Annotated in this window: 17 protein-coding genes; 4 read left to right on the top strand and 13 right to left on the bottom strand. The window is 42.7% G+C overall.

Features of this window, described 5'->3' with window-relative positions; all coding sequences use genetic code 11:
* Nucleotides 1-11: 11 nt before the first annotated feature.
* The 7 genes from PROVALCAL_RS12615 to PROVALCAL_RS12585 form a co-directional block, all read right to left on the bottom strand.
* A complete protein-coding gene (locus tag PROVALCAL_RS12615) occupies nucleotides 12-1,595 on the bottom strand; it encodes an ATP-binding cassette domain-containing protein (RefSeq protein WP_006659669.1) in 1,584 nt (527 codons plus the stop codon).
* Between the two features lie 331 nt (nucleotides 1,596-1,926).
* On the bottom strand, nucleotides 1,927-3,429 hold the full coding sequence (gene glpD, locus PROVALCAL_RS12610) for a glycerol-3-phosphate dehydrogenase (RefSeq protein WP_006659668.1): 1,503 nt from the start codon (nucleotides 3,427-3,429) through the stop codon (nucleotides 1,927-1,929).
* Nucleotides 3,430-3,686: 257 nt separating this feature from the next.
* Nucleotides 3,687-4,445 (bottom strand): DeoR/GlpR family transcriptional regulator, encoded by a 759-nt coding sequence (locus PROVALCAL_RS12605; protein ID WP_006659667.1) that lies wholly within the window; start codon nucleotides 4,443-4,445, stop codon nucleotides 3,687-3,689.
* Nucleotides 4,446-4,472: 27 nt separating this feature from the next.
* Entirely contained in the window at nucleotides 4,473-5,318 is an 846-nt protein-coding gene (gene glpG, locus PROVALCAL_RS12600; RefSeq protein WP_006659666.1) for a rhomboid family intramembrane serine protease GlpG, read from the bottom strand.
* A 16-nt stretch (nucleotides 5,319-5,334) separates the two neighbouring features.
* Nucleotides 5,335-5,658: a thiosulfate sulfurtransferase GlpE gene (gene glpE / locus PROVALCAL_RS12595; protein WP_006663106.1), complete on the bottom strand. Its 324-nt coding sequence runs from the start codon at nucleotides 5,656-5,658 to the stop codon at nucleotides 5,335-5,337.
* A gap of 82 nt (nucleotides 5,659-5,740) precedes the next feature.
* Nucleotides 5,741-6,319: a Fe-S biogenesis protein NfuA gene (gene nfuA / locus PROVALCAL_RS12590; RefSeq protein WP_006659664.1), complete on the bottom strand. Its 579-nt coding sequence runs from the start codon at nucleotides 6,317-6,319 to the stop codon at nucleotides 5,741-5,743.
* Nucleotides 6,320-6,382: 63 nt separating this feature from the next.
* Nucleotides 6,383-7,066 carry a phosphoribosyltransferase family protein gene (locus tag PROVALCAL_RS12585; protein ID WP_006659663.1) on the bottom strand — a complete coding sequence of 228 codons (684 nt, stop codon included), beginning with the start codon at nucleotides 7,064-7,066 and terminating at the stop codon, nucleotides 6,383-6,385.
* Between the two features lie 55 nt (nucleotides 7,067-7,121).
* On the opposite strand from PROVALCAL_RS12585, the gene bioH reads away from it, so the two are divergent.
* Complete coding sequence (gene bioH / locus PROVALCAL_RS12580; protein ID WP_039862019.1) at nucleotides 7,122-7,898, top strand: pimeloyl-ACP methyl ester esterase BioH; 777 nt, start codon at nucleotides 7,122-7,124, stop codon at nucleotides 7,896-7,898.
* A 46-nt stretch (nucleotides 7,899-7,944) separates the two neighbouring features.
* Here the strand turns inward: bioH and PROVALCAL_RS12575 are convergent, their stop codons facing one another.
* The 6 genes from PROVALCAL_RS12575 to PROVALCAL_RS12550 all read right to left on the bottom strand — a co-directional run bounded on the left by PROVALCAL_RS12575 (nucleotide 7,945) and on the right by PROVALCAL_RS12550 (nucleotide 16,257).
* Nucleotides 7,945-9,072, bottom strand: a complete 1,128-nt coding sequence (locus tag PROVALCAL_RS12575; RefSeq protein WP_006659661.1) for a hypothetical protein — start codon at nucleotides 9,070-9,072, stop codon at nucleotides 7,945-7,947.
* Between the two features lie 197 nt (nucleotides 9,073-9,269).
* A complete protein-coding gene (locus tag PROVALCAL_RS12570; protein WP_006659660.1) occupies nucleotides 9,270-10,478 on the bottom strand; it encodes a hypothetical protein in 1,209 nt (402 codons plus the stop codon).
* 164 nt (nucleotides 10,479-10,642) lie between these two features.
* Nucleotides 10,643-10,876, bottom strand: coding sequence for a FeoC-like transcriptional regulator (locus PROVALCAL_RS12565; protein WP_006659659.1), 234 nt, complete (start codon nucleotides 10,874-10,876; stop codon nucleotides 10,643-10,645).
* Nucleotides 10,877-10,886: 10 nt separating this feature from the next.
* Nucleotides 10,887-13,205, bottom strand: coding sequence for a Fe(2+) transporter permease subunit FeoB (gene feoB / locus PROVALCAL_RS12560; RefSeq protein WP_006659658.1), 2,319 nt, complete (start codon nucleotides 13,203-13,205; stop codon nucleotides 10,887-10,889).
* 59 nt (nucleotides 13,206-13,264) lie between these two features.
* On the bottom strand, nucleotides 13,265-13,495 hold the full coding sequence (gene feoA, locus PROVALCAL_RS12555) for a ferrous iron transporter A (protein ID WP_006663100.1): 231 nt from the start codon (nucleotides 13,493-13,495) through the stop codon (nucleotides 13,265-13,267).
* A 431-nt stretch (nucleotides 13,496-13,926) separates the two neighbouring features.
* Nucleotides 13,927-16,257: a Tex family protein gene (locus PROVALCAL_RS12550; protein WP_006659657.1), complete on the bottom strand. Its 2,331-nt coding sequence runs from the start codon at nucleotides 16,255-16,257 to the stop codon at nucleotides 13,927-13,929.
* A gap of 163 nt (nucleotides 16,258-16,420) precedes the next feature.
* Here PROVALCAL_RS12550 and greB point away from each other — a divergent pair, with 163 nt between their 5' ends.
* The 3 genes from greB to envZ all read left to right on the top strand — a co-directional run bounded on the left by greB (nucleotide 16,421) and on the right by envZ (nucleotide 19,068).
* A complete protein-coding gene (greB, locus tag PROVALCAL_RS12545) occupies nucleotides 16,421-16,906 on the top strand; it encodes a transcription elongation factor GreB (protein WP_006659656.1) in 486 nt (161 codons plus the stop codon).
* A 114-nt stretch (nucleotides 16,907-17,020) separates the two neighbouring features.
* Nucleotides 17,021-17,740, top strand: coding sequence for an osmolarity response regulator transcription factor OmpR (ompR, locus tag PROVALCAL_RS12540; RefSeq protein WP_006659655.1), 720 nt, complete (start codon nucleotides 17,021-17,023; stop codon nucleotides 17,738-17,740).
* Nucleotides 17,737-19,068 (top strand): two-component system sensor histidine kinase EnvZ, encoded by a 1,332-nt coding sequence (envZ, locus tag PROVALCAL_RS12535; RefSeq protein ID WP_006663097.1) that lies wholly within the window; start codon nucleotides 17,737-17,739, stop codon nucleotides 19,066-19,068. The genes ompR and envZ overlap by 4 nt, the downstream gene beginning before the upstream one ends.
* The last annotated feature ends 106 nt before the right edge of the window (nucleotides 19,069-19,174 follow it).

Here is a 19,174-nt window from a genome sequence, read left to right as displayed (position 1 = left end):
AGCCCGTACCGTTAATGATCGAGTTGTAGGCAATGGGTAATATTGCACTGTGCGACGAAAGCGTCATCATGGGAAACCAGTAATAATGTCCCTTGATAATCCCGCAATAACGCTTCTAATAGTTGTTTTGAATCTAAATCTAAGTGATTGTCTGGCTCATCTAGTAGTAAAACCGCGGGCGGATGAGGGCTATGAGTGAGGGCAAGAATCGTTGCTTTGAGTTGCTCTCCGCCACTTAATTGATTCAATGGCTGCAAAGATTTATCCCCACGAATACGTAACATACCTAACTGTGTGCGCCACTGTTCGATGGAAATTGCGGGTTGATACTGATAAAGGGCTTCGGCAACGGGTAAGAATTTATTCAAAAGATTCAAATGCTGGTCTAAATAGCAGGTGGCACCACTAATACGATACTCCCCCGATAGAGCCTGCTGTTTAGCGGCTAACACTTTCAATAACGTTGATTTTCCTGAGCCGTTACGCCCTTGGATATGCCAATGCTCGCCGCTGTATGCGGTAAAAGAGAGAGGCGAAGTATGCCCATAAGGGAGCTTTAGTTGAGAAACAAAAATACGTATTTTTCCACTTTCACTTTGGTAATTTAGCACCATTTTCTGAGGCTGAATATGAGTCACTTTATCTTGATTTTGCTGCCGCTGATGTTGCAATTCTCCTAATACCCGCTGATGGCGCTCTGCGACGTTGGATTGTCTTTTCTCTGCGCGATTTTTTTGCATATCGAGTAATAATAGTGATTGTGAGCCACCATAGCGGATATTTTCGCCCTGTTTTCGCCGCTGCGCCGCTTTTTGTAAAGTCGCTTGTTGTTGCTTTTTCTCTTGGCGGATTTGTTTATCCAGTTGTTCACCTTCTGCCTCGATGGCATTGATAGCAAAAGTTTTTTGTGCGTCATAGAGTGTGTAATTTCCACCGTATCCCACTAAACCTTTATCGGTCAGTTCAAACATAGCGTCCATCTCTTCGAGCAACTGACGGTTATGACTGATGACTAAGCAGCCCGCTTTATGTTGGTCAAGTTTATCGCTTAGCCATCGACGTCCTTCTTGGTCTAGATGGTTATCAGGTTCATCCAATAGAAGGAAGTGGTCAGGATGTAAAAAGGCACGGCACAGAGCCAACCGTGTCCTTTCCCCGCCGCTTAGTTGCTCGATAGGGGTATCCATGGATGTCATTAACTGCGCAGATTCTAATAACATTTTCCATGTGGTAGGAAGGTGCCAGTTATCTTCCGTCAGATCAAAATCCATGGCTGTGCCATTTCCCTGTTCAATGCGCGAAAAGGCTTGCCAAAGTGCATCAATTCCGAGCGATTGAGCAATGGTATCGCCTGTTAAGCGGTTGAGTTGATCCACATGGATAATTGGCATATGCCAATCAATTTTTCCATGAGTTGGTGTTAACTGTGAGACAAGTAACCGCATCAACACAGATTTTCCCCGACCATTGGGACCGATTAGCGCATTTTTTTGACGAAACAAGCTACCGGTTAGCGGTGGAAAGAGAGCCGACTGGTGAAATTCAATGGTTAATTGCGAAAAGTGACAAGCGAGTGTTGCGTTGGGTATTGTCATAGAGACCTCCAAATAGAGAGGGCAGACAACGGAATGCTATCTTTCGCAAAGGAAAAAATGAGAACTTGTGTCTGCCAAGAACAGAAAATAATGACCTTCAATAAGGCATCGTAGATATTTTCTGGCAGGACTTAGTTCATCGTCGGAAAGACTCACTTTAGAAAGGGGCAAAATTGCGAATGAATTATAAACAGAATTATGAGACGGAAGCAAGGCGAATAAGTTGCAGGAGAGCAGAAGGTAAAAGCGCCAGTCTGTGGGCACAGATAGGCGCTTTTGGTACAACAACGAGTTTTTTACGATTCTATCTTACTGCGTATCTCTTGCGAGATTATGCGGTCACAGCCACTTTAGTGTGCTCTGCCAGCCATTGTGCAATGCGCTGTTTTTCAGCGTCGTTCAGCCACATGCCCAATTTGGTACGACGCCAAATCGCATCGTCTAATTCTACAACCCACTCATTTTCGACTAAGTAACGTAATTCAGCTTCATAGACGTTTGCACCGAAAGCTTCGCCTAAATCTGACAGTGAGTTTGCGCCTGCTAAAATCAGCTTACTGTTGCTGCCGTATGTTCTTGCGTAACGCAGTGCTAGACCTTCCGGAAGCCAAGGGTAATGTTGAGTTAATACTCGTGCATAACCATCACGGTCGCAACCTTCGATGTCACCACCGGGTAATTGACCATTTTTGGTCCAAGGACCTGTCGCATGTGGATAATATGTCGCTAATTTACCCACAGCGGCTTCAGCCAGTTTACGATAAGTGGTTAATTTACCACCAAATACTGACAGTAATGGGGCTTTACCATCTTCATCGTGAATATCTAAAGTGTAGTCACGAGTGATTGCTTGTGGAGAATCTGATTCGTCATCACACAGAGGGCGAACACCGGAGTAATCCCACACAATATCTTGTTTGGTCAGCTGTTTTTTGAAGTGGTCGTTATACACTTTCAGCAGATAATTGACTTCTTTTTCGTCAATTTTCACATCTTTTGGATCCCCTTTGTACTCAACATCGGTGGTACCGATAATGGAGAACTCATCCATCCAAGGGATCACGAAGACAATTCGGTTATCTTCGTTTTGTAAAATGTACGCTTGCGGTTCATCGTGGGCGCGTGGAACCACAATATGGCTGCCTTTGATCAGACGAATACCATAAGGGGATTTCAGTTTTAAGCCGTCATCGAAGAACTCTTTTACCCAAGGACCCGTTGCGTTGACCAGTCCTTTGGCTTTCCAAGTAAGCGTTTCGCCAGTACGTAAGTCTTGCGCTTCAACAATCCATAGACCATTTTCGCGATATGCGCGGGTCACTTTGGTGCGAGTGCGAACTTCACCGTTTTTACGTACCACTTCTTGAGCGTTCAATACCACCAAACGCGCATCATCAACCCAGCAATCTGAGTATTCGAAACCTTTGGTTAATTCTGGTTTAAGCACAGAATTTTGGTTGAACTTTAAACTTTTGCTACTTGGTAAGCTAACGCGTTTGCCTAAATGATCATATAGGAACAGACCAATACGGATCATCCAAGCTGGGCGTAAATGTGGTTGGTGAGGTAGACGAAAGCGCATTGGGAATGCGATGTGTGGCGCCAGTCGTAACAAGACTTCACGCTCAGCAAGCGCTTCACTAACGAGTCTAAACTCATAATGTTCGAGGTAACGTAATCCACCGTGGATCAGTTTCGAACTTGCAGATGAAGTTGCACTCGCTAAGTCTTGAGATTCAAGCAGCAGTACAGATAATCCACGCCCCGCGGCATCTGCCGCAATACCAGCGCCGTTGATTCCGCCGCCAATTACAATCAAGTCTTTCGTTTCCATGCATCCCCCTGAGATGTTCGAACCATTTTCTATAATGTTCGTTTTCGCTCATTTGATTGTAATCAAATTTTGTACGTATGCCAACCTGTAATCCATAAAAATAACAACCGCGTGATGCTAATAACATTTTGTGTATAAATTTAATCTGTTTAATAAGTTGGTAATATGACAAGGTGATGACAAGAGGATGAAAAGAAAGGAAAAAAGAAGAGATGATGGCAGGCTGGCTACCATCATTGGAAGTCACAAATCGTGCTTTAGCAGAGTTCTAATTGAACGTTATGTTGTTCGATAACTTTCAGAATGCTAGCTGGAGGAGATTGAGTGGTAAATAACGTATTGATTAAGTTCATGTTACCTAAATTTACCATCGCATTACGACCAAACTTAGAATGATCGGTGACCAACATAACATGACGGGAGTTTTCAATAATTGCGCGTTTGGTGCGCACTTCATGATAATCAAACTCCAGCAGTGAGCCGTCCATATCAATCCCGCTGATCCCTAGAATACCGTAGTCCAGTCTGAACTGAGAGATAAAATCGAGGGTTGCTTCGCCGACAATACCGCCATCACGGGAGCGCACTTCTCCCCCTGCTAAGATCAAACGAAAGTCCTCTTTTGCCATCAGTAAGGTTGCCACGTTTAGGTTATTCGTGACGACGCGTAGGTTTTTATGGTTAACCAATGCGTGGGCGACGGCTTCAGGGGTGGTACCGATATCAATAAACAAGGTGGCGCCGTCAGGAATTTGGCTTGCCACGCGCTGGGCAATACGCGCTTTTTCTTCAGACCACATCGTTTTGCGGTCATTATAGGCGGTATTGACGGAACTTGAAGGCAAGGCTGCGCCACCATGGTGTCGTAGGATCTTATTCTGTTCAGCAAGCTCATTGAGGTCTCGGCGGATAGTTTGAGGGCTAACCTCAAACTGCTCGACAAGTTCTTCAGTACTGACATATCCCTGAAGACGCACAAGCTCAACAATTGCATCATGTCTCTGGGTTTGTTTCACAGCATTAGCCTCTAATTATAAAATGTTCTATTTGGAACCTTGGTGTTTAAAACTAAGCCTATTATCCCATATTCCCATCAATAATCCGATAATTAACCCTGAAGTATGTGCGGCATTAGCAATGTCCATACCTAAGAGGTCAAAGTAACCGAAGAATAGCCAGATAATCGAGAATATCATGAGCCCACGAGGGATGCCGATACCGATTTCTGGGCGGCGTTCGCCAGTCACCCAAACATAGCTAACCAGCGCATAAACGACACCCGATAAACCACCAAAGTTATTCTCACTGAAGAGGGATTGACCCCAGTTACTGAATAATGCGGAGACTAATAAAATAGTGAACAGTTTTCCTGTTCCCATTTTTTTCTCAACTTGCCCAGCAAGAAACCACCAGAGCGCAAGGTTGAAACCAATATGCGAAATAGAAAAATGAACAAAAGCGGGGCTGATCCAGCGCCATAGTTCACTTTGCTGATCGCCAATAGGCCAACCTAAATAGTATAGAACTTCACGGGGATCTGTCAGGGTGACCCACAAATAAACGGCTATGGAGAGCAAAATAACGGCAATGGTTAAAGGACCCGATTGCTGTTTTAAATAGCCAAATGTCAGGTAGTTTCGATACTGAAATTGAGCATCAGTACGTCCCGTTTGCCAGCTTGCTTCAAGATAACGAGGATCATTTGGATTGCGTAAAAAGGCTTCGAGTTCTTGGCGTACCTGTTCAGTATGCTGCTCGTCGTTGAGCCATAATTCATAATGTTGTTGGTCGTTGGAAGGATGGACTTGTAGTTGGATATTTTGTCCTGCCATATAGTCAACAAACGCTTGAGCCATCCGTGGATTTTCAAAAGAGATAATGTGGATCATAAATACGTTGTCTCGTTTAGAGCGCCGTAATGGCTTGGGGGTATTCCCGTGACCATGCTTCAAATCCGCCATTAATACTGTATACAGATTCAAAACCGAGATTAATTAAATATTGTGCAGCGCCTTGGCTGCTGTGACCGTGGTAGCACATTACCATAATGGTCTGTTCGTAATCTGTTTTTTCTAAGAATGGGTGAAGCGATTCGTTGGTTAAGTGGTAAGCACCTGTTGCATGACCAGCACGAAAACTTTGGGGATCGCGAACATCGACAAGAATGGCGGTGCCATCTAACCAGTGTTGGTAAGCTTGTTCAGGTGTTAGTGTCTCAAAATGGTCCATAAAATACCGGAAAATTAGGGGGAATATCATGAAAAAGCACCCACGGATATACCGTGGATGCCCTGAAAATAAGTCGAAAATCTTAGTAGAAAGAGTGCTCGCCGCGTTGGTGCTCAGTCAGGTCTTTAACACCTTTTAATTCACCTTCGAACATTTTCAGCAGCTCTTTTTCAATACCTTCTTTCAGTGTTACGTCAACCATAGAACAACCGTTACAGCCGCCACCGAATTGTAGGATAGCAAAACCTTCTTCGGTGATTTCCATTAATGATACACGACCACCATGGCTGGCTAACTGTGGGTTAATCTGTGACTGTAAAACGTATTCAACACGTTCAATGAGTGGTGCATCATCAGACACTTTACGCATTTTTGCGTTAGGTGCTTTTAAGGTTAATTGCGAACCTAGTTGATCAGTAACGAAATCAATCTCTGCATCTTCTAGGAACGGTGCACTAATTTCATCAACATAAGCAGAGAGCTTTTCAAACTTCAGCTCTTTATCAGTTGCTTCTACGGCACCTGGAGGGCAATAAGAAACACCACACTCTGCGGTTGGTGTACCTGGGTTAATGACAAATACTCGAATTTGGGTTCCTGACTCTTGGCTTTCCAATAACTTGGCGAAGTGAGTCTGTGCTGCTTCAGTAATATTAATCATAATCTCTTGCTCAATAATAGTTGACTGCTTTAGTTGGTTATAATACGCCCATTTACACCCTTCCTACAAGGTGCGACAGAGTGACCACGCGTCAACAGTATGCGCTCCCGCACAAATCAACAATTGAGCAGCAGCATGCATGGTGGCGCCAGTTGTAATCACATCATCAATAATAGCTATGTGTAGACCTGAAACCGAAGTTTCAAGGGCAAACGCTTTTTTAAGATTATTGCGGCGCTGTTTACGTGTTAATGAAACTTGCGCCAGTGTATCACGAGAGCGGCGCAATGAATTTTGCGAATAGGCAATATTTAACCATGTGGCTAAATTACTACCCATTAGTGCCATGTGGTCAAACCCTCTACGCCAGCAGCGCCTTGGATGGGGCGGAATGGTTATCAACCTATCTGGTTTTTTCCATTTTTGTTGGCGATACCCATTTAACCAGTGGATGAGGAATAGGCGGGTCAGTGCTACAGCGAGTTGAGGCTGACGGTGGAATTTGTATTGATGGATAAGCTGGCGTAATGGGGCGCGATACGGTGAGACGGTGATCAGCTTTTGCCAAGGTGGCGGTTGAAGCAAACAGCGTCCACAAGAAGCGTCAATATATTCACTGGTTAGAGCACATTGTGGGCAAACTCGTGGCATTGGCGGTAAGTTTTTCGTACAAAAACTGCATATTCCTTGCCGAGGAACTTTTAATTCCTGCTGGCATAGCCAACAGACCCCTTCCATTGCTAGCATAGGCAGATCCTAGATGAAAAATGATAATGAAATTGACAGGAAAGAGAGTGTAATCATGGCGACGCTATATTGGCAGACGGTTGGTGAAGGAAAACAAGATATTGTGTTACTGCACGGATGGGGATTGAACGCAGAGGTTTGGCAAACCATTATTCCGCGAGTCGCTTCGCAATTTCGCATCCATTTAGTTGATTTGCCTGGTTATGGTCGTAGTCGAGATTTTTCGCCAATGTCAGTTCAGTCAATGGCAGATATTTTATGGGAGCAAGCGCCTAAAAATGCGATTTGGCTAGGGTGGTCTTTGGGCGGATTAGTGGCAAGTCGTATTGCGCTTGATCACTCTGATGAAGTAAAAGCGCTAATTACCGTGGCGTCATCGCCTTGTTTTAGGGCTCATGAGGAATGGCAGGGTATTAAGCCTGAGGTATTACTTAATTTTGAGAAGATGCTTTCTGAGAATTTTCAACGTACCGTTGAGCGTTTTTTAGCACTACAGACATTAGGGACAGAAAGCGCCCGCGAAGATGCTCGTACGCTTAAATCGGTTGTGCTAGCGTTACCGATGCCAACGGTTGAAGTATTAAATATGGGATTAGAATCTTTGCGTACCGAGGATTTACGTGAAGAGCTGACTCATTTAACCGTTCCTTTCCTACGTATTTACGGTTATTTAGACGGTTTAGTTCCGCGTAAAATTGTCTCTAAATTAGATGCGCTTTATCCCCATTCATCATCCATTGTGATGCGCCATTGTGCTCATGCACCATTTGTTTCTCATCCTGATGAATTTTCAGAATACTTAATCGAGTTTTTCACACAATTAGATAAGTAATAAATCACTTATGTAATTGTTTTCTGGATGAAAAAGACAGTGTAATTTACACAGATAGATAAGACCCCACTAAGGTGTCATCATTGACTTGCGGGTGAAATTCTTTCACATAGACCAAGCCACTGGGCTGGTTATTTTTATGGTTATATTGTGCAATTTTAGTGGCTAATTCTTGCATGAATCCAGCGAAGTCATCGAATTGCTGAAGGTTTTTATTGGGATCGAAAATTTTATAACTCATGCGTGAACCTGAAGAATTCGGCTGAATGCTGACGGCTAATGTGTCATCGGAAAATAACAACTGTAAATAAGTAGAGGATGCTTCTGCGGGAGTACTATATTGCTGCAAATCAGCTTTTAGCTGAGGGAGTGTTTTTTGCTGAGGTAAATGGGTGCTATTTTCAGTAGGATTCGGAATTAAACCTTGCATCCCTAATAAATGATCAAAATTACCCAATTCTTGGTTACACTTTTCAGCGTGCGCAGCGGTAAGAAAGCGGTTTACTAGCTCGTTAGTTGGCTGCTCGACGAGTGCTTTAAGTTTGGCATGATCAGTAAAATCATTTTCTAAGGCTTTAAATTCATTATCGTTGCGGAATTTATCACCTTCATTTGTGTATTTATATATGCCATCACTAATCCCTTGGTAGTAATGTTTTGCTAGTTCATGAACTTGTTGATTGTAATGCTTAAAATGATAAGTGTTATGTGTACTTATACGAGGATTTTTCTCTTCTTGTTGCTGGTGTTCTGAGATTTTTTTGAGCACATTTTTACTTCCTTGTAAGTCAATGTCACTACTCAATTCAGCATACTGTTTATAAAACTTTAGCGGAGTATAAAAATCTTGGAATTGAAGCACTTCAGTAAGGCATTCACGAAAAACTTTTTTACTGAAATTTTTATTATCAATATTTTCATTCTGTGACAGTGGGCCATTTGTTTGTTGGGTGGCATGAGATTGAATTCGGCTCTTCGTTAGTAAATTAATAAAACTAATTCCTTTGTTATTCACTTCATTGATTAAAAAAACGCTGGTTAATCCTCTAGAGAGTGAATGGGTTGCAGACTCAATAAGCTTCTGATTATTAGAATAATAATTTTTTATAACTTTTTGACTATTCGTATCATGTATTAATGTATTTTGTTGGAATGGTGTTGAGGAAATTAACATAGAGACGCTCCTTACGATTAGCGTGAATATTCAGGTGAAGTAAGGGGGCATTATGATGAATTGTTGAGCAAAGTGAGTCTTAAAAATATTGTGGGAATGATAAATAGGAGAAACTTTGAATTTTTGGATAAGGATAGAGATGAATAGGTTGCTTAAACAACACAACCTATTATCGAGACAGAATCAAGAATCAAGAATCAAGAATCAAGAATATTGACAGCTCCACCTTGCTGGTAATATTGCTGGAATACAACGCGATCTGGCGAAAAACCATTATTTAAGTTGTTGGTGTAGATAATGTTTTCTAGGGCGCTGAAAAATTGTTCAAATGTATTAAATTGTGAAATGCTATGATCACCATTGACGAGCCTGTATATCTTTTGATTCATGCTGGCAGCAGATTGAATGCTAGCCGCACGGGACTCTTGCCCCAGGATAAACTGCATGAAAATAGCAGAGTTATCATTGGCAATACGTTGCTGAAGAGTCGATTTCAGGTTATTTAACGTCTCAATTTGAGGTAGGTAAATCTCTTTTTGCTGTGTTTCAGTCACTAAACCGTGATGCTTCATTTGTTGTGCAAGGTCTTTATACCCCTGATTGATGATAGTTTCATGGGCCGCTTGCAGTAGGTGGTTCGTGGTTTTTTGACTAATTTTATGGGTTGCTTGCAATTTACCCGCAAATTCAGCAGATAAATTCTGCAAAGCGGGATGCAGATTAATTTCTTGATCTTTAAATATATGTTTATAGTTTATATCACTCAAATATTTAAAATATTTAATAGCAAGGTCATGAACCTGTTTATTATATTTTTTAAAAGAAACATTTTGGTCGTTAGGAATGTGTTTATTTTTTTCTTCTGAAAGACGATGCTTATTGATCAACTTTATTGCATCTTCTTTTCCATAAGCTTTTACAGGTTTGCTAATCTTAAAGAAATATTGGTTATGTTTAATCGATAAGTAGTGATCCTTGATTTTAGTGATCGTCTGTAAGAACGCAGGAGATTCTTTTTTTAACGAAGAGAATTGATTAAGCGTTTCATCGTATGAAGGTAATAAATTATTTGTTTTGTCGTAAGCGGAGCCTATTGGATTGGACTCTAGCTCTAGGTAAGTGGGTAAATAGGTCGAATCATTATACGTTGGCAACCCCGGTAATGGGCTAGAGCAGGCCTCATCATATGAGGGTAAACTCGATAAGCTTTGGTTTTCAGCAACAAAATTGATGGGTAAATTTTTGGCTTCATTAATTAAAAAGACGTTGGCTAAACTACGCGAGAGACAATGTTCTTCAATATGTTTCTGAGTTGACGCTTGAGGTGAAACAGAATGTGTAGCTTGCTTTGATTTAAAAGGGTTAACAAATGGGTTGCTAAAAACTGATAGAGATTGGTTTCTCATATATATCCTTTTCTAAATAGAATGATTAATGAAGAGCAATCGTCATTCTAAATAGTGAAAGTAAAAATACTTTTAAAAAAGGATGGAATAAAAAAGGATTAGGAATTTTATGGAAGATATCAAAATTCGTCAGAGCTTTTTAAATATGACATAAAATAAACGTATTATTTAATTTTATACACAAAATGAGAGCAATCATTACTCTCAGGGCATCCTTTACAGCTGGTCCCGGTTAAACAGGCACTGATATCGACTTTTTCAATTTTTCCCATACTGACCAGTTTTTCCGCCATGGCATTGACCAGTGCTGTAGGTGCATTCAATTGAGAACTGAGCAGTGCGATGTCAGCTTGCCCATAGAGAGCGATTAAATCTCGGACTTGCAACAAGCTGACCATCGTATTTTCCTTAGTGACAACTATTGTTAGAGCAACCAGAACACTGCTGTGCTGTTTTTGATTTAATATTGAAGGTAACGCGACTTCGCACACGACGTAGAACCGTAATCAACACAATATTAAATATGATAACGGCACTTATCGTTATCAAACTACTTTGCGGATGCTCGTTAAATGTCGCGGTTTGGTAGAACAAGGCAGCTAAGCTATAAGCAACGTTCAGTCCCCAAAGAATCGAGAAAGTCATCCAGCTTTTGTTGGTTTCTCGAGCGATAGCTCCCATCACTGACACGCAAGGTACGTATAGCAGCACGAAAATCAGGTAACTGTATGCCGCGATATCAGAACCGAATTTCGCTGCCATGGTGCCCATTGAGCCCGTCGCCATTTCTGCATCCCCCATACTTGCTTCGATAGGGTTGGAGAGCGCACTAATGGAGAAAGTCTCTTTCAAGCTATCCCAAGTATCTGCAACAGCAGATTCTAACTCATCGAGTAGATCAAAAGATGCTGCATCAAAAGGCTCACTGGTGATCGCTTCCGCGGTGTACAGCGTATTTAATGTACCGACGACCACTTCTTTTGCCATTGCACCTGTAATCAATCCAACGGTAGCCTGCCAGTTGTCACTGTGTACACCGATTGGCTGTAATACTGGCGTGATGACTTTACTGACAGAAGCAAGCGCAGAGTCATTAATATTATCAACAGGCTTACCAGATAAGGAGAAACTGTTAAGTGCCCCGATAAAAATACTTGCTACGACAATCACCTTACCTGCACGAACCACAAAGCCCTTTAAACGCTGCCAAGTTTGAATGAGTAACGTTTTGGTATGAGGGACGTGGTAGACCGGTAGTTCCATCACAAAGGGTGAGGCTTCTCCACGCATTAGGGTGTGTTTGAGCAATAAGCCTGTCAGGATTGCGACGACAATACCAAGAAGGTACAGAGAGAACACGACACTCGCGCCATTTTTGCCAAAGAAAGCCGCTGCGAATACAGCAAAGATGGCTAAGCGAGCACCACAGGACATAAATGGCGCCATCAGGACGGTAATAAGGCGTTCACGAGGTGCATCTAACGTTCTAGCACCCATGATAGAAGGAACGTTACAACCGAATCCGACAATCAGCGGAACGAAAGACTTGCCAGGTAAACCAAGGGCTTGCATTAATCTATCCATGACAAAAGCTGCACGAGCCATATAGCCGGAGTCTTCTAAGATAGATAAAAACAGGTACATCATACCGATTTGTGGTACGAGAGGCAGGACGGTGTTGATACCGCCACCGACGCCTTGAGCTAAGAAAACAGTCAACCATTCTGGGAAGTTTGCTGTTGCACCAATCCATTGGATACCATGAATAAAAATAGCTTCTGACGCCCCTTCAAAGAACGGCTGCAAAGCACCACCAATATTGATAGCAAGGACGAACATCAGATACATCACAAATAAAAAGATAGGTACGCCCAGCCAGCGGTTCAAGATAAATTTATCTAGGGTCTGCGTGAGTTTATTCGGTTCAGCTTCACTGTTATTAATCGCAGCATGACAGATCGTGGCGATAGATTGATAACGCGCATCAGCAATTAATAACTCTGGTTCTTCTTGTAACGTCTCTTTGAGTTTGGTGCGGGTTTCAGCGAGTACTTGCTCAGAGATGTTAGCGCGTTGACGACTATAAATATCGCCTTCCAAGATCTGTAATGCTAACCAACGGCGCTGTTGTTGGCTAAATTGCTGAGCAGAGATTTGCTCAGAAAGTGTATCGACGGTTTGTAAAAGTTGTGGCGGGTATTGAACTAGAGCTTGTTGGCTATTTTGTGGATGGTTATCAATAGCTTGTTTGAGTTTTTCGAGACCCGTAGCCCGTGTGGAAACCATTGGGATAACAGGGCAGCCCAGCTGTTTTTCCAGTTGTTTAACATCAATATCAATATGTTGGCTTTCGGCGATATCCAGCATATTCAGCGCAACGATGCAGGGAACGCCGAGCTCGACCAGCTGTAATGTTAGGTATAAGTTACGCTCGAGGTTTGAGGCATCGACAACGTTGATCAACATGTCGGCTTCACCACTTAAAATAAAGTAGCAGGCGATTTGTTCATCAAGTGAAGTTTGCTCTGAAATGGTTGTGAGTGAGTAAGTACCCGGTAAATCAACAAGTTCAATCTTGTGTTCAGGCGTTTGGAAACGTCCAACTTTACGCTCAACGGTAACGCCAGCCCAGTTACCGACACGCTGGCGTGATCCTGTTAACTGGTTAAACAAGGTTGTTTTACCTGCGTTAGGGTTACCAATAAGGCCGATAGTTAATGGTTTCATAGTGTTGTATGCCAGTCGTGAAAAATGAAAATCTTTATTGGAATAAATGCAAAGAATAATTAATTTGTATGCACTTCATCTAAGTTAATCAATGCCAAATCTTTTTTGCGTAATACCAAGCTGACGCGGTGAGTTTCTATTTGTACGGGGTCACCAAACGGCGCTAAACGTACCACTTTAAATACTGAGCCTGGAAGTAGACCAAGGGAGAGTAATTTTTGGCGATAGGCTGGACTTATCTCTGGTGAAAAGCCAAGTATTTTATAACTGCATTGGGGAAGTATGGACATGGTACCTTCCAATTACTGTTTATTCTATGATTTAACTGTTAAATCATAGATGGTGTTATTAAGAATAATATTGATAATTATTATTATAAATTTGTGCGTCTTTAAAAGAAATAGTGTGGAAGATAAAATTAAATCTAATTAACAATGAGAATCATAATCATCTACCATTTGTTATATTTAGCCTCTTTTTCCCGCAAGATTAAATGATATGGATCAAAAAGGGATTTAGTTGGCAGTTTTTTTAAAATAAAAAAAGGTGTTAATGTTGTTAATTAATATCATTAAATAAGACGGAATACAGATAATAAATTGAATTAATTAATTAATTTATTTTTAGTTAATAAATAGAATAGATTTGGAAGAAGTATTCCGTTATTGACTGAATAGGTTGTGATAAATGCCCTTACCTCAATAGTAAGGGCATGAAGGGGTTAACGCTTTTTACCAAAAGCCGCAGCCAGTGCATCACCCATCGCACTGTTGCCCGCGTTTGAGCTGTTGCCGCGAGCATTGCCTCTTGGTGCTGGCGCTTTACGGGTATTTCTATCCTGTGCAGGTGCAGCGCTACGAGGCGCGCTATTACCGTCACCAGCTTGCTCATCTAAGCGCATAGTGAGCGCAATGCGCTTACGTGCAATATCCACATCCAGCACTTTCACTTTCACTATATCCCCTGTTTTAACCACCTTGTGAGGATCTTCAACATAGCTGTTGGATAGGGATGAAATATGGACTAGCCCATCCTGATGAACACCAATATCGACGAATGCACCGAAGTTAGTGACATTAGTCACTGCGCCTTCTAGGATCATACCCGGTGTTAGGTCAGTCATGGTTTCAACGCCTTCAGCAAAGGTCGCTGTTTTAAACTCAGGGCGCGGATCGCGACCTGGTTTTTCGAGTTCTTTAATAATGTCAGTAACGGTAGGAACCCCAAATTGCTCAGTCGTAAATTCTCGAGGGCTTAGGCTATTTAATACTTGGGAATTGCCCATGATCTCTTTCAATGGTTGGCGAACGACTTCAAGGATTTTTTCGACAATTGGGTAGGCTTCAGGGTGAACAGTTGATGCATCCAGAGGGTTATCACCATTGGTGATACGCAAGAACCCTGCACACTGTTCAAAGGCTTTAGGACCTAAACGAGCGACTTTGAGTAACTGTTTTCTGTCATTGAATTGACCATTCGCATCACGCCAATCGACGACATTTTGGGCAATCATTTTACTCAAGCCAGCCACGCGAGTGAGGAGCGCGACGGATGCCGTATTAAGGTCTACGCCGACAGAGTTTACACAATCTTCAACCACGGCATCTAATTTGCGTGCTAACTGTGTTTGGCTCACGTCATGTTGATACTGACCCACACCGATAGATTTCGGATCGATTTTCACGAGTTCAGCCAATGGGTCTTGCAAGCGACGAGCGATAGAAACCGCGCCTCGTAAGGATACGTCTAAGTCAGGAAATTCTAATGCTGCTAGCTCAGAAGCAGAATAAACGGATGCGCCAGCTTCACTGACAATAACTTTTTGCGCAGTGACTTCTGGGTATTGTTTTTGCACCTCAGCGAAGAAACGCTCAGTTTCTCGTGAGGCGGTGCCATTACCAATTGCCACGAGTTCGACTTGGTATTTCTGGCACAATGCTGCAACGATAGTGGCGGCTTTGGCGGCTTGACCTGTATGCGGGTAAATGGTGTCAGTTGCCATGACTTTACCTGTTGCATCAACCACGGCAACTTTGACGCCAGTACGTAAACCTGGATCGAGACCCATAGTGGCGCGCATACCGGCAGGAGCTGCCATCAGTAAGTCACTGAGGTTACGGGCAAATACGTTAATTGCTTCTTCTTCTGCTTTCTCACGCAGAGTACTCATGATTTCGGTTTCTAAGTGCAGAAGCACTTTGACTCGCCAAGTCCAGCTGATGACGGCTTTACGCCATTGGTCAGCGGGTGCATTGTTTAAACGCACATCAAGATGACGAGTAATAATTTCTTCGCAGTAGCTCTCTTTTGGCGGCTCTTCAAACTGGGGATCACAGTTAAGAGACAGCTGTAAGACACCTTCATTGCGTCCTCGGAACATCGCTAATGCGCGGTGTGAAGGGACGTGAGCAACAGGCTCATGGTGATCAAAATAGTCACTAAACTTCACACCTTCGGTTTGTTTCCCATCAGCCACAACAGAAACGATGTGAGCATTCTTCCAAATATAATCCCTAACTTTCGCTAATAGGATGGCATCTTCGGCGAAACGCTCCATTAAAATATAACGAGCGCCATCGAGAGCAGCTTTGGTGTCAGCCACGCCTTTCTCAGCATCCACATAGTTCTGGGCAAGTTCGTCAGGTGACTGGCTTGGATCGTGCCATAGCGTATCAGCTAGTGGTTCTAAGCCAGCTTCGATTGCGATTTGTCCACGAGTGCGGCGTTTTGGCTTGTAAGGAAGGTAGAGATCTTCGAGTTCGGTTTTATTCAGCGTGGTATTGATGGCAGAAGCGAGTTCTGGGGTAAGTTTACCTTGTTCATCAATAGATTTTAGAATGGTTTGCTTACGGTCGTTTAACTCTCTCAAATACCCTAAACGGCTCTCTAGCTGACGTAGCTGAGTATCATCCAATCCCCCCGTGACCTCTTTACGGTAGCGGGCGATAAATGGGACAGTATTACCTTCATCCAATAATGTAATGGCTGAAAACACCTGTTTTGGTTGGGCTTGCAGTTCGGCCGCAATAATTTGGCTTAGAGTTTCATTCATGTCGTGTTTAAATACCTACTCAAAGAACAGTGAAAAATAGACTGCACAGTTATACTTGCTGGTAGACAGAATTGCCAGACAGAATTTTTGTCTAGTGGTAGGCAAGTCGCAGATTATATTTTATAAAATATTATAATTATCCGATTTATATACCTTTAATGTGATGAATAAGAGCCTGTTAATTACCCGTGAAGGGTGGGATGCCTTAGACAAAGAATTGAAATATCTTTGGAAAGAAGAGCGCCCTCTTGTAACTCAATCCGTCTCTGAAGCTGCGGCGCAAGGTGATCGCTCCGAAAATGCAGAATATATTTATGGTAAAAAACGTCTACGGGAAATAGACCGGCGTATTCGTTTTTTATCCAAAAGATTGGATCAGCTTAGAATTGTTGAACCTGACCCTCGCCAAGAGGGGCGTGTTTTTTTTGGCGCTTGGGTTAAGCTTGAAGATGATAACGAAAATATCAGAATTTTCCGTATTGTGGGTGCTGATGAATTTGACCCTGCTAAGCAGTGGATTTCCATCGATTCTCCCGTTGCCCGTGCGTTAATTGGCAAGCAGGTTGAGGATGAAGTGGTGGTCACGACTCCAGGCGGAAAAATTACCTATTTTATTCTAGAAATTAGCTATAAACCAATAATCAGTTAAAGAGTAAAATGATTCATTAAACTGAATGTTAATGGTAAATTAGTAGTATGAATATTATTTTTGTTACGTTCATCAGCAGAATAATTCTAAAATTCCACACTTTGGGGGCTATAAATGCAGGAAAGTTATAAAGTTCTCGTCGTCGATGATGATATGCGTTTACGTGCTCTGCTTGAACGTTACCTCACCGAGCAGGGTTTTCAGGTAAGAAGTGCAGCAAATGCTGAACAAATGGACAGGCTCCTCACTCGGGAATCGATTCATTTAATCGTATTGGACTTAATGCTTCCTGGGGAAGATGGCTTATCAATTTGTCGTCGTTTACGTAGTCAAAACAACCCAATCCCAATCATTATGGTGACGGCGAAAGGTGAAGAAGTTGACCGTATTGTGGGCTTAGAAATTGGTGCGGATGACTATATCCCTAAACCATTTAATCCTCGTGAACTACTAGCGCGTATTCGCGCGGTATTGCGTCGCCAAGCGAACGAATTACCGGGTGCGCCATCTCAAGATGATGCCGTCATTACTTTTGGTAAATTCAAACTGAACCTCGGAACGCGTGAAATGTTCCAAGGCGAAGAAAACATGCCATTAACCAGTGGTGAATTCGCGGTACTGAAAGTATTAGTGTCTTACCCTCGCGAACCGTTATCTCGTGACAAACTGATGAGTTTAGCTCGGGGTCGTGAGTACAGTGCGATGGAGCGTTCTATCGACGTTCAAATTTCACGTTTACGTCGTATGATTGAAGAAGATCCTGCGCACCCTCGTTACATTCAAACTGTTTGGGGCTTGGGGTACGTATTCGTTCCAGATGGAAGTAAAGCATGAAGCGACTGAGGTTCTCTCGACGTAGTACATTTTCTCGCTCGTTATTTTTATTTGTTGCGCTCTTGTTCGCAAGCCTTGTGACCAGCTATATGGTGGTATTGAATTTTGTTGTGATGCCAAGTCTACAGCAATTCAATAAAGTGCTTGCTTATGAAGTGCGGACATTAATGACAGAGAAAATGGTTCTACAAGATGGAACCTCAGTGCGAGTTTCACCCGCATTACGTAAGAAAATCTACAATGAGCTTGGAATTACCTTTTACGCCCATTCAGCGGCGATGGAAGAAGGATTAAATTGGGCGAAAGAGTATGATTTTCTAAGTGAAAATATGTCGGAATACTTAGGTGGCAAGGCGAGTGTACATTTAGAGCTAGGCCGTGAGTATCCGATATTATGGCTAACATCCTATCTAGCCCCAGATATCTGGGTGCGTGTTCCACTGACCGAAATTGGTCAAAATCAGTTTTCTCAAGTTTTCCGTTATACACTGACCGTTTTCCTTACCATCTTTGCAGGGGTTTGGCTCTATATTCGCTACCAAAATAAGCCATTATTGGAGCTGGAATATCATGCCGGTGAGGTAGGAAAGGGGCATGTGATGCCGCCAATGCAAGAAAAAGGTGCGACAGAGGTTCGTGCGGCGATCCGCTCATTCAACCATATGGCGGCGGGAATAAAATCACTCGAAAATGACCGAACGGTATTAATGGCGGGGGTTAGCCACGATCTTCGCACACCGCTTACACGAATTCGTCTCGCCACTGAAATGATGGGACCGGAAGACAGTTACCTCGCTGAATCTATTAATAAAGATATTGAAGAGTGTGACGCCATTATCGGGCAGTTCATGTCTTACCTGAAAACAGGGCAAGAGATGGATATGGAATTCTGCGATCTTAACGCCATTCTGAATGAGGCGGTAGTCGCTGAAACTAACGTGATCGGTGAAATTGAAACCAATTTCGTACCAGGTCCTGTGATGTTTAATGGTAACCACCTAGCAATCAAGCGCGCGATTACCAACATGATAGTGAACGCTTACCGTTACGGAAATGGCTGGATAAAAGTCAGCAGTGGTAAGAATGAAGATTACGTTTGGTTCCAAGTGGAAGATGATGGCGCAGGCATCAAAGAAGAAGATATTCAACGCCTATTCCAACCATTTGTTCAAGGCGAAAAAGCCCGCAGCAACAAAGGCACGGGGCTGGGTCTCGCAATAATTCGTCGAATTATTGATGCTCACGAAGGAAATATTGAGATTCATAAAAGTGAGCGTGGTGGGTTTGCTATTAGGGCCCTTCTCCCCCTAAAAGAACGCGAAGACTGATATCTCGTCGTATTTCAACTTGTAGGGGTGTTGACTACGCTCAGCTACTCAGGTCACATACTCATGTATGCTCCCTGAGATATCTTTGCTTGTCGCCTACCTACAA

It is taken from the genome of Providencia alcalifaciens DSM 30120 (genome assembly GCF_000173415.1).
Taxonomy (GTDB): domain Bacteria; phylum Pseudomonadota; class Gammaproteobacteria; order Enterobacterales; family Enterobacteriaceae; genus Providencia; species Providencia alcalifaciens.
The sequence above is the reverse complement of the archived record's forward strand: the minus strand, read 5'-3'. Positions and strand labels throughout refer to the sequence as shown.

Coding starts and splice junctions, on each gene's coding strand:
- feoB (WP_006659658.1), bottom strand. CDS start 13,205: ATGAAACCATTAACTATCGGCCTTATTGGTAACCCTAACGCAGGTAAA.
- glpG (WP_006659666.1), bottom strand. CDS start 5,318: ATGATCCACATTATCTCTTTTGAAAATCCACGGATGGCTCAAGCGTTT.
- feoA (WP_006663100.1), bottom strand. CDS start 13,495: ATGTCCATACTTCCCCAATGCAGTTATAAAATACTTGGCTTTTCACCA.
- PROVALCAL_RS12575 (WP_006659661.1), bottom strand. CDS start 9,072: ATGTTAATTTCCTCAACACCATTCCAACAAAATACATTAATACATGAT.
- PROVALCAL_RS12550 (WP_006659657.1), bottom strand. CDS start 16,257: ATGAATGAAACTCTAAGCCAAATTATTGCGGCCGAACTGCAAGCCCAA.
- glpE (WP_006663106.1), bottom strand. CDS start 5,658: ATGGACCATTTTGAGACACTAACACCTGAACAAGCTTACCAACACTGG.
- PROVALCAL_RS12585 (WP_006659663.1), bottom strand. CDS start 7,066: ATGCTAGCAATGGAAGGGGTCTGTTGGCTATGCCAGCAGGAATTAAAA.
- envZ (WP_006663097.1), top strand. CDS start 17,737: ATGAAGCGACTGAGGTTCTCTCGACGTAGTACATTTTCTCGCTCGTTA.
- nfuA (WP_006659664.1), bottom strand. CDS start 6,319: ATGATTAATATTACTGAAGCAGCACAGACTCACTTCGCCAAGTTATTG.
- greB (WP_006659656.1), top strand. CDS start 16,421: ATGAATAAGAGCCTGTTAATTACCCGTGAAGGGTGGGATGCCTTAGAC.
- glpD (WP_006659668.1), bottom strand. CDS start 3,429: ATGGAAACGAAAGACTTGATTGTAATTGGCGGCGGAATCAACGGCGCT.
- PROVALCAL_RS12565 (WP_006659659.1), bottom strand. CDS start 10,876: ATGGTCAGCTTGTTGCAAGTCCGAGATTTAATCGCTCTCTATGGGCAA.
- ompR (WP_006659655.1), top strand. CDS start 17,021: ATGCAGGAAAGTTATAAAGTTCTCGTCGTCGATGATGATATGCGTTTA.
- bioH (WP_039862019.1), top strand. CDS start 7,122: ATGGCGACGCTATATTGGCAGACGGTTGGTGAAGGAAAACAAGATATT.
- PROVALCAL_RS12570 (WP_006659660.1), bottom strand. CDS start 10,478: ATGAGAAACCAATCTCTATCAGTTTTTAGCAACCCATTTGTTAACCCT.
- PROVALCAL_RS12615 (WP_006659669.1), bottom strand. CDS start 1,595: ATGACAATACCCAACGCAACACTCGCTTGTCACTTTTCGCAATTAACC.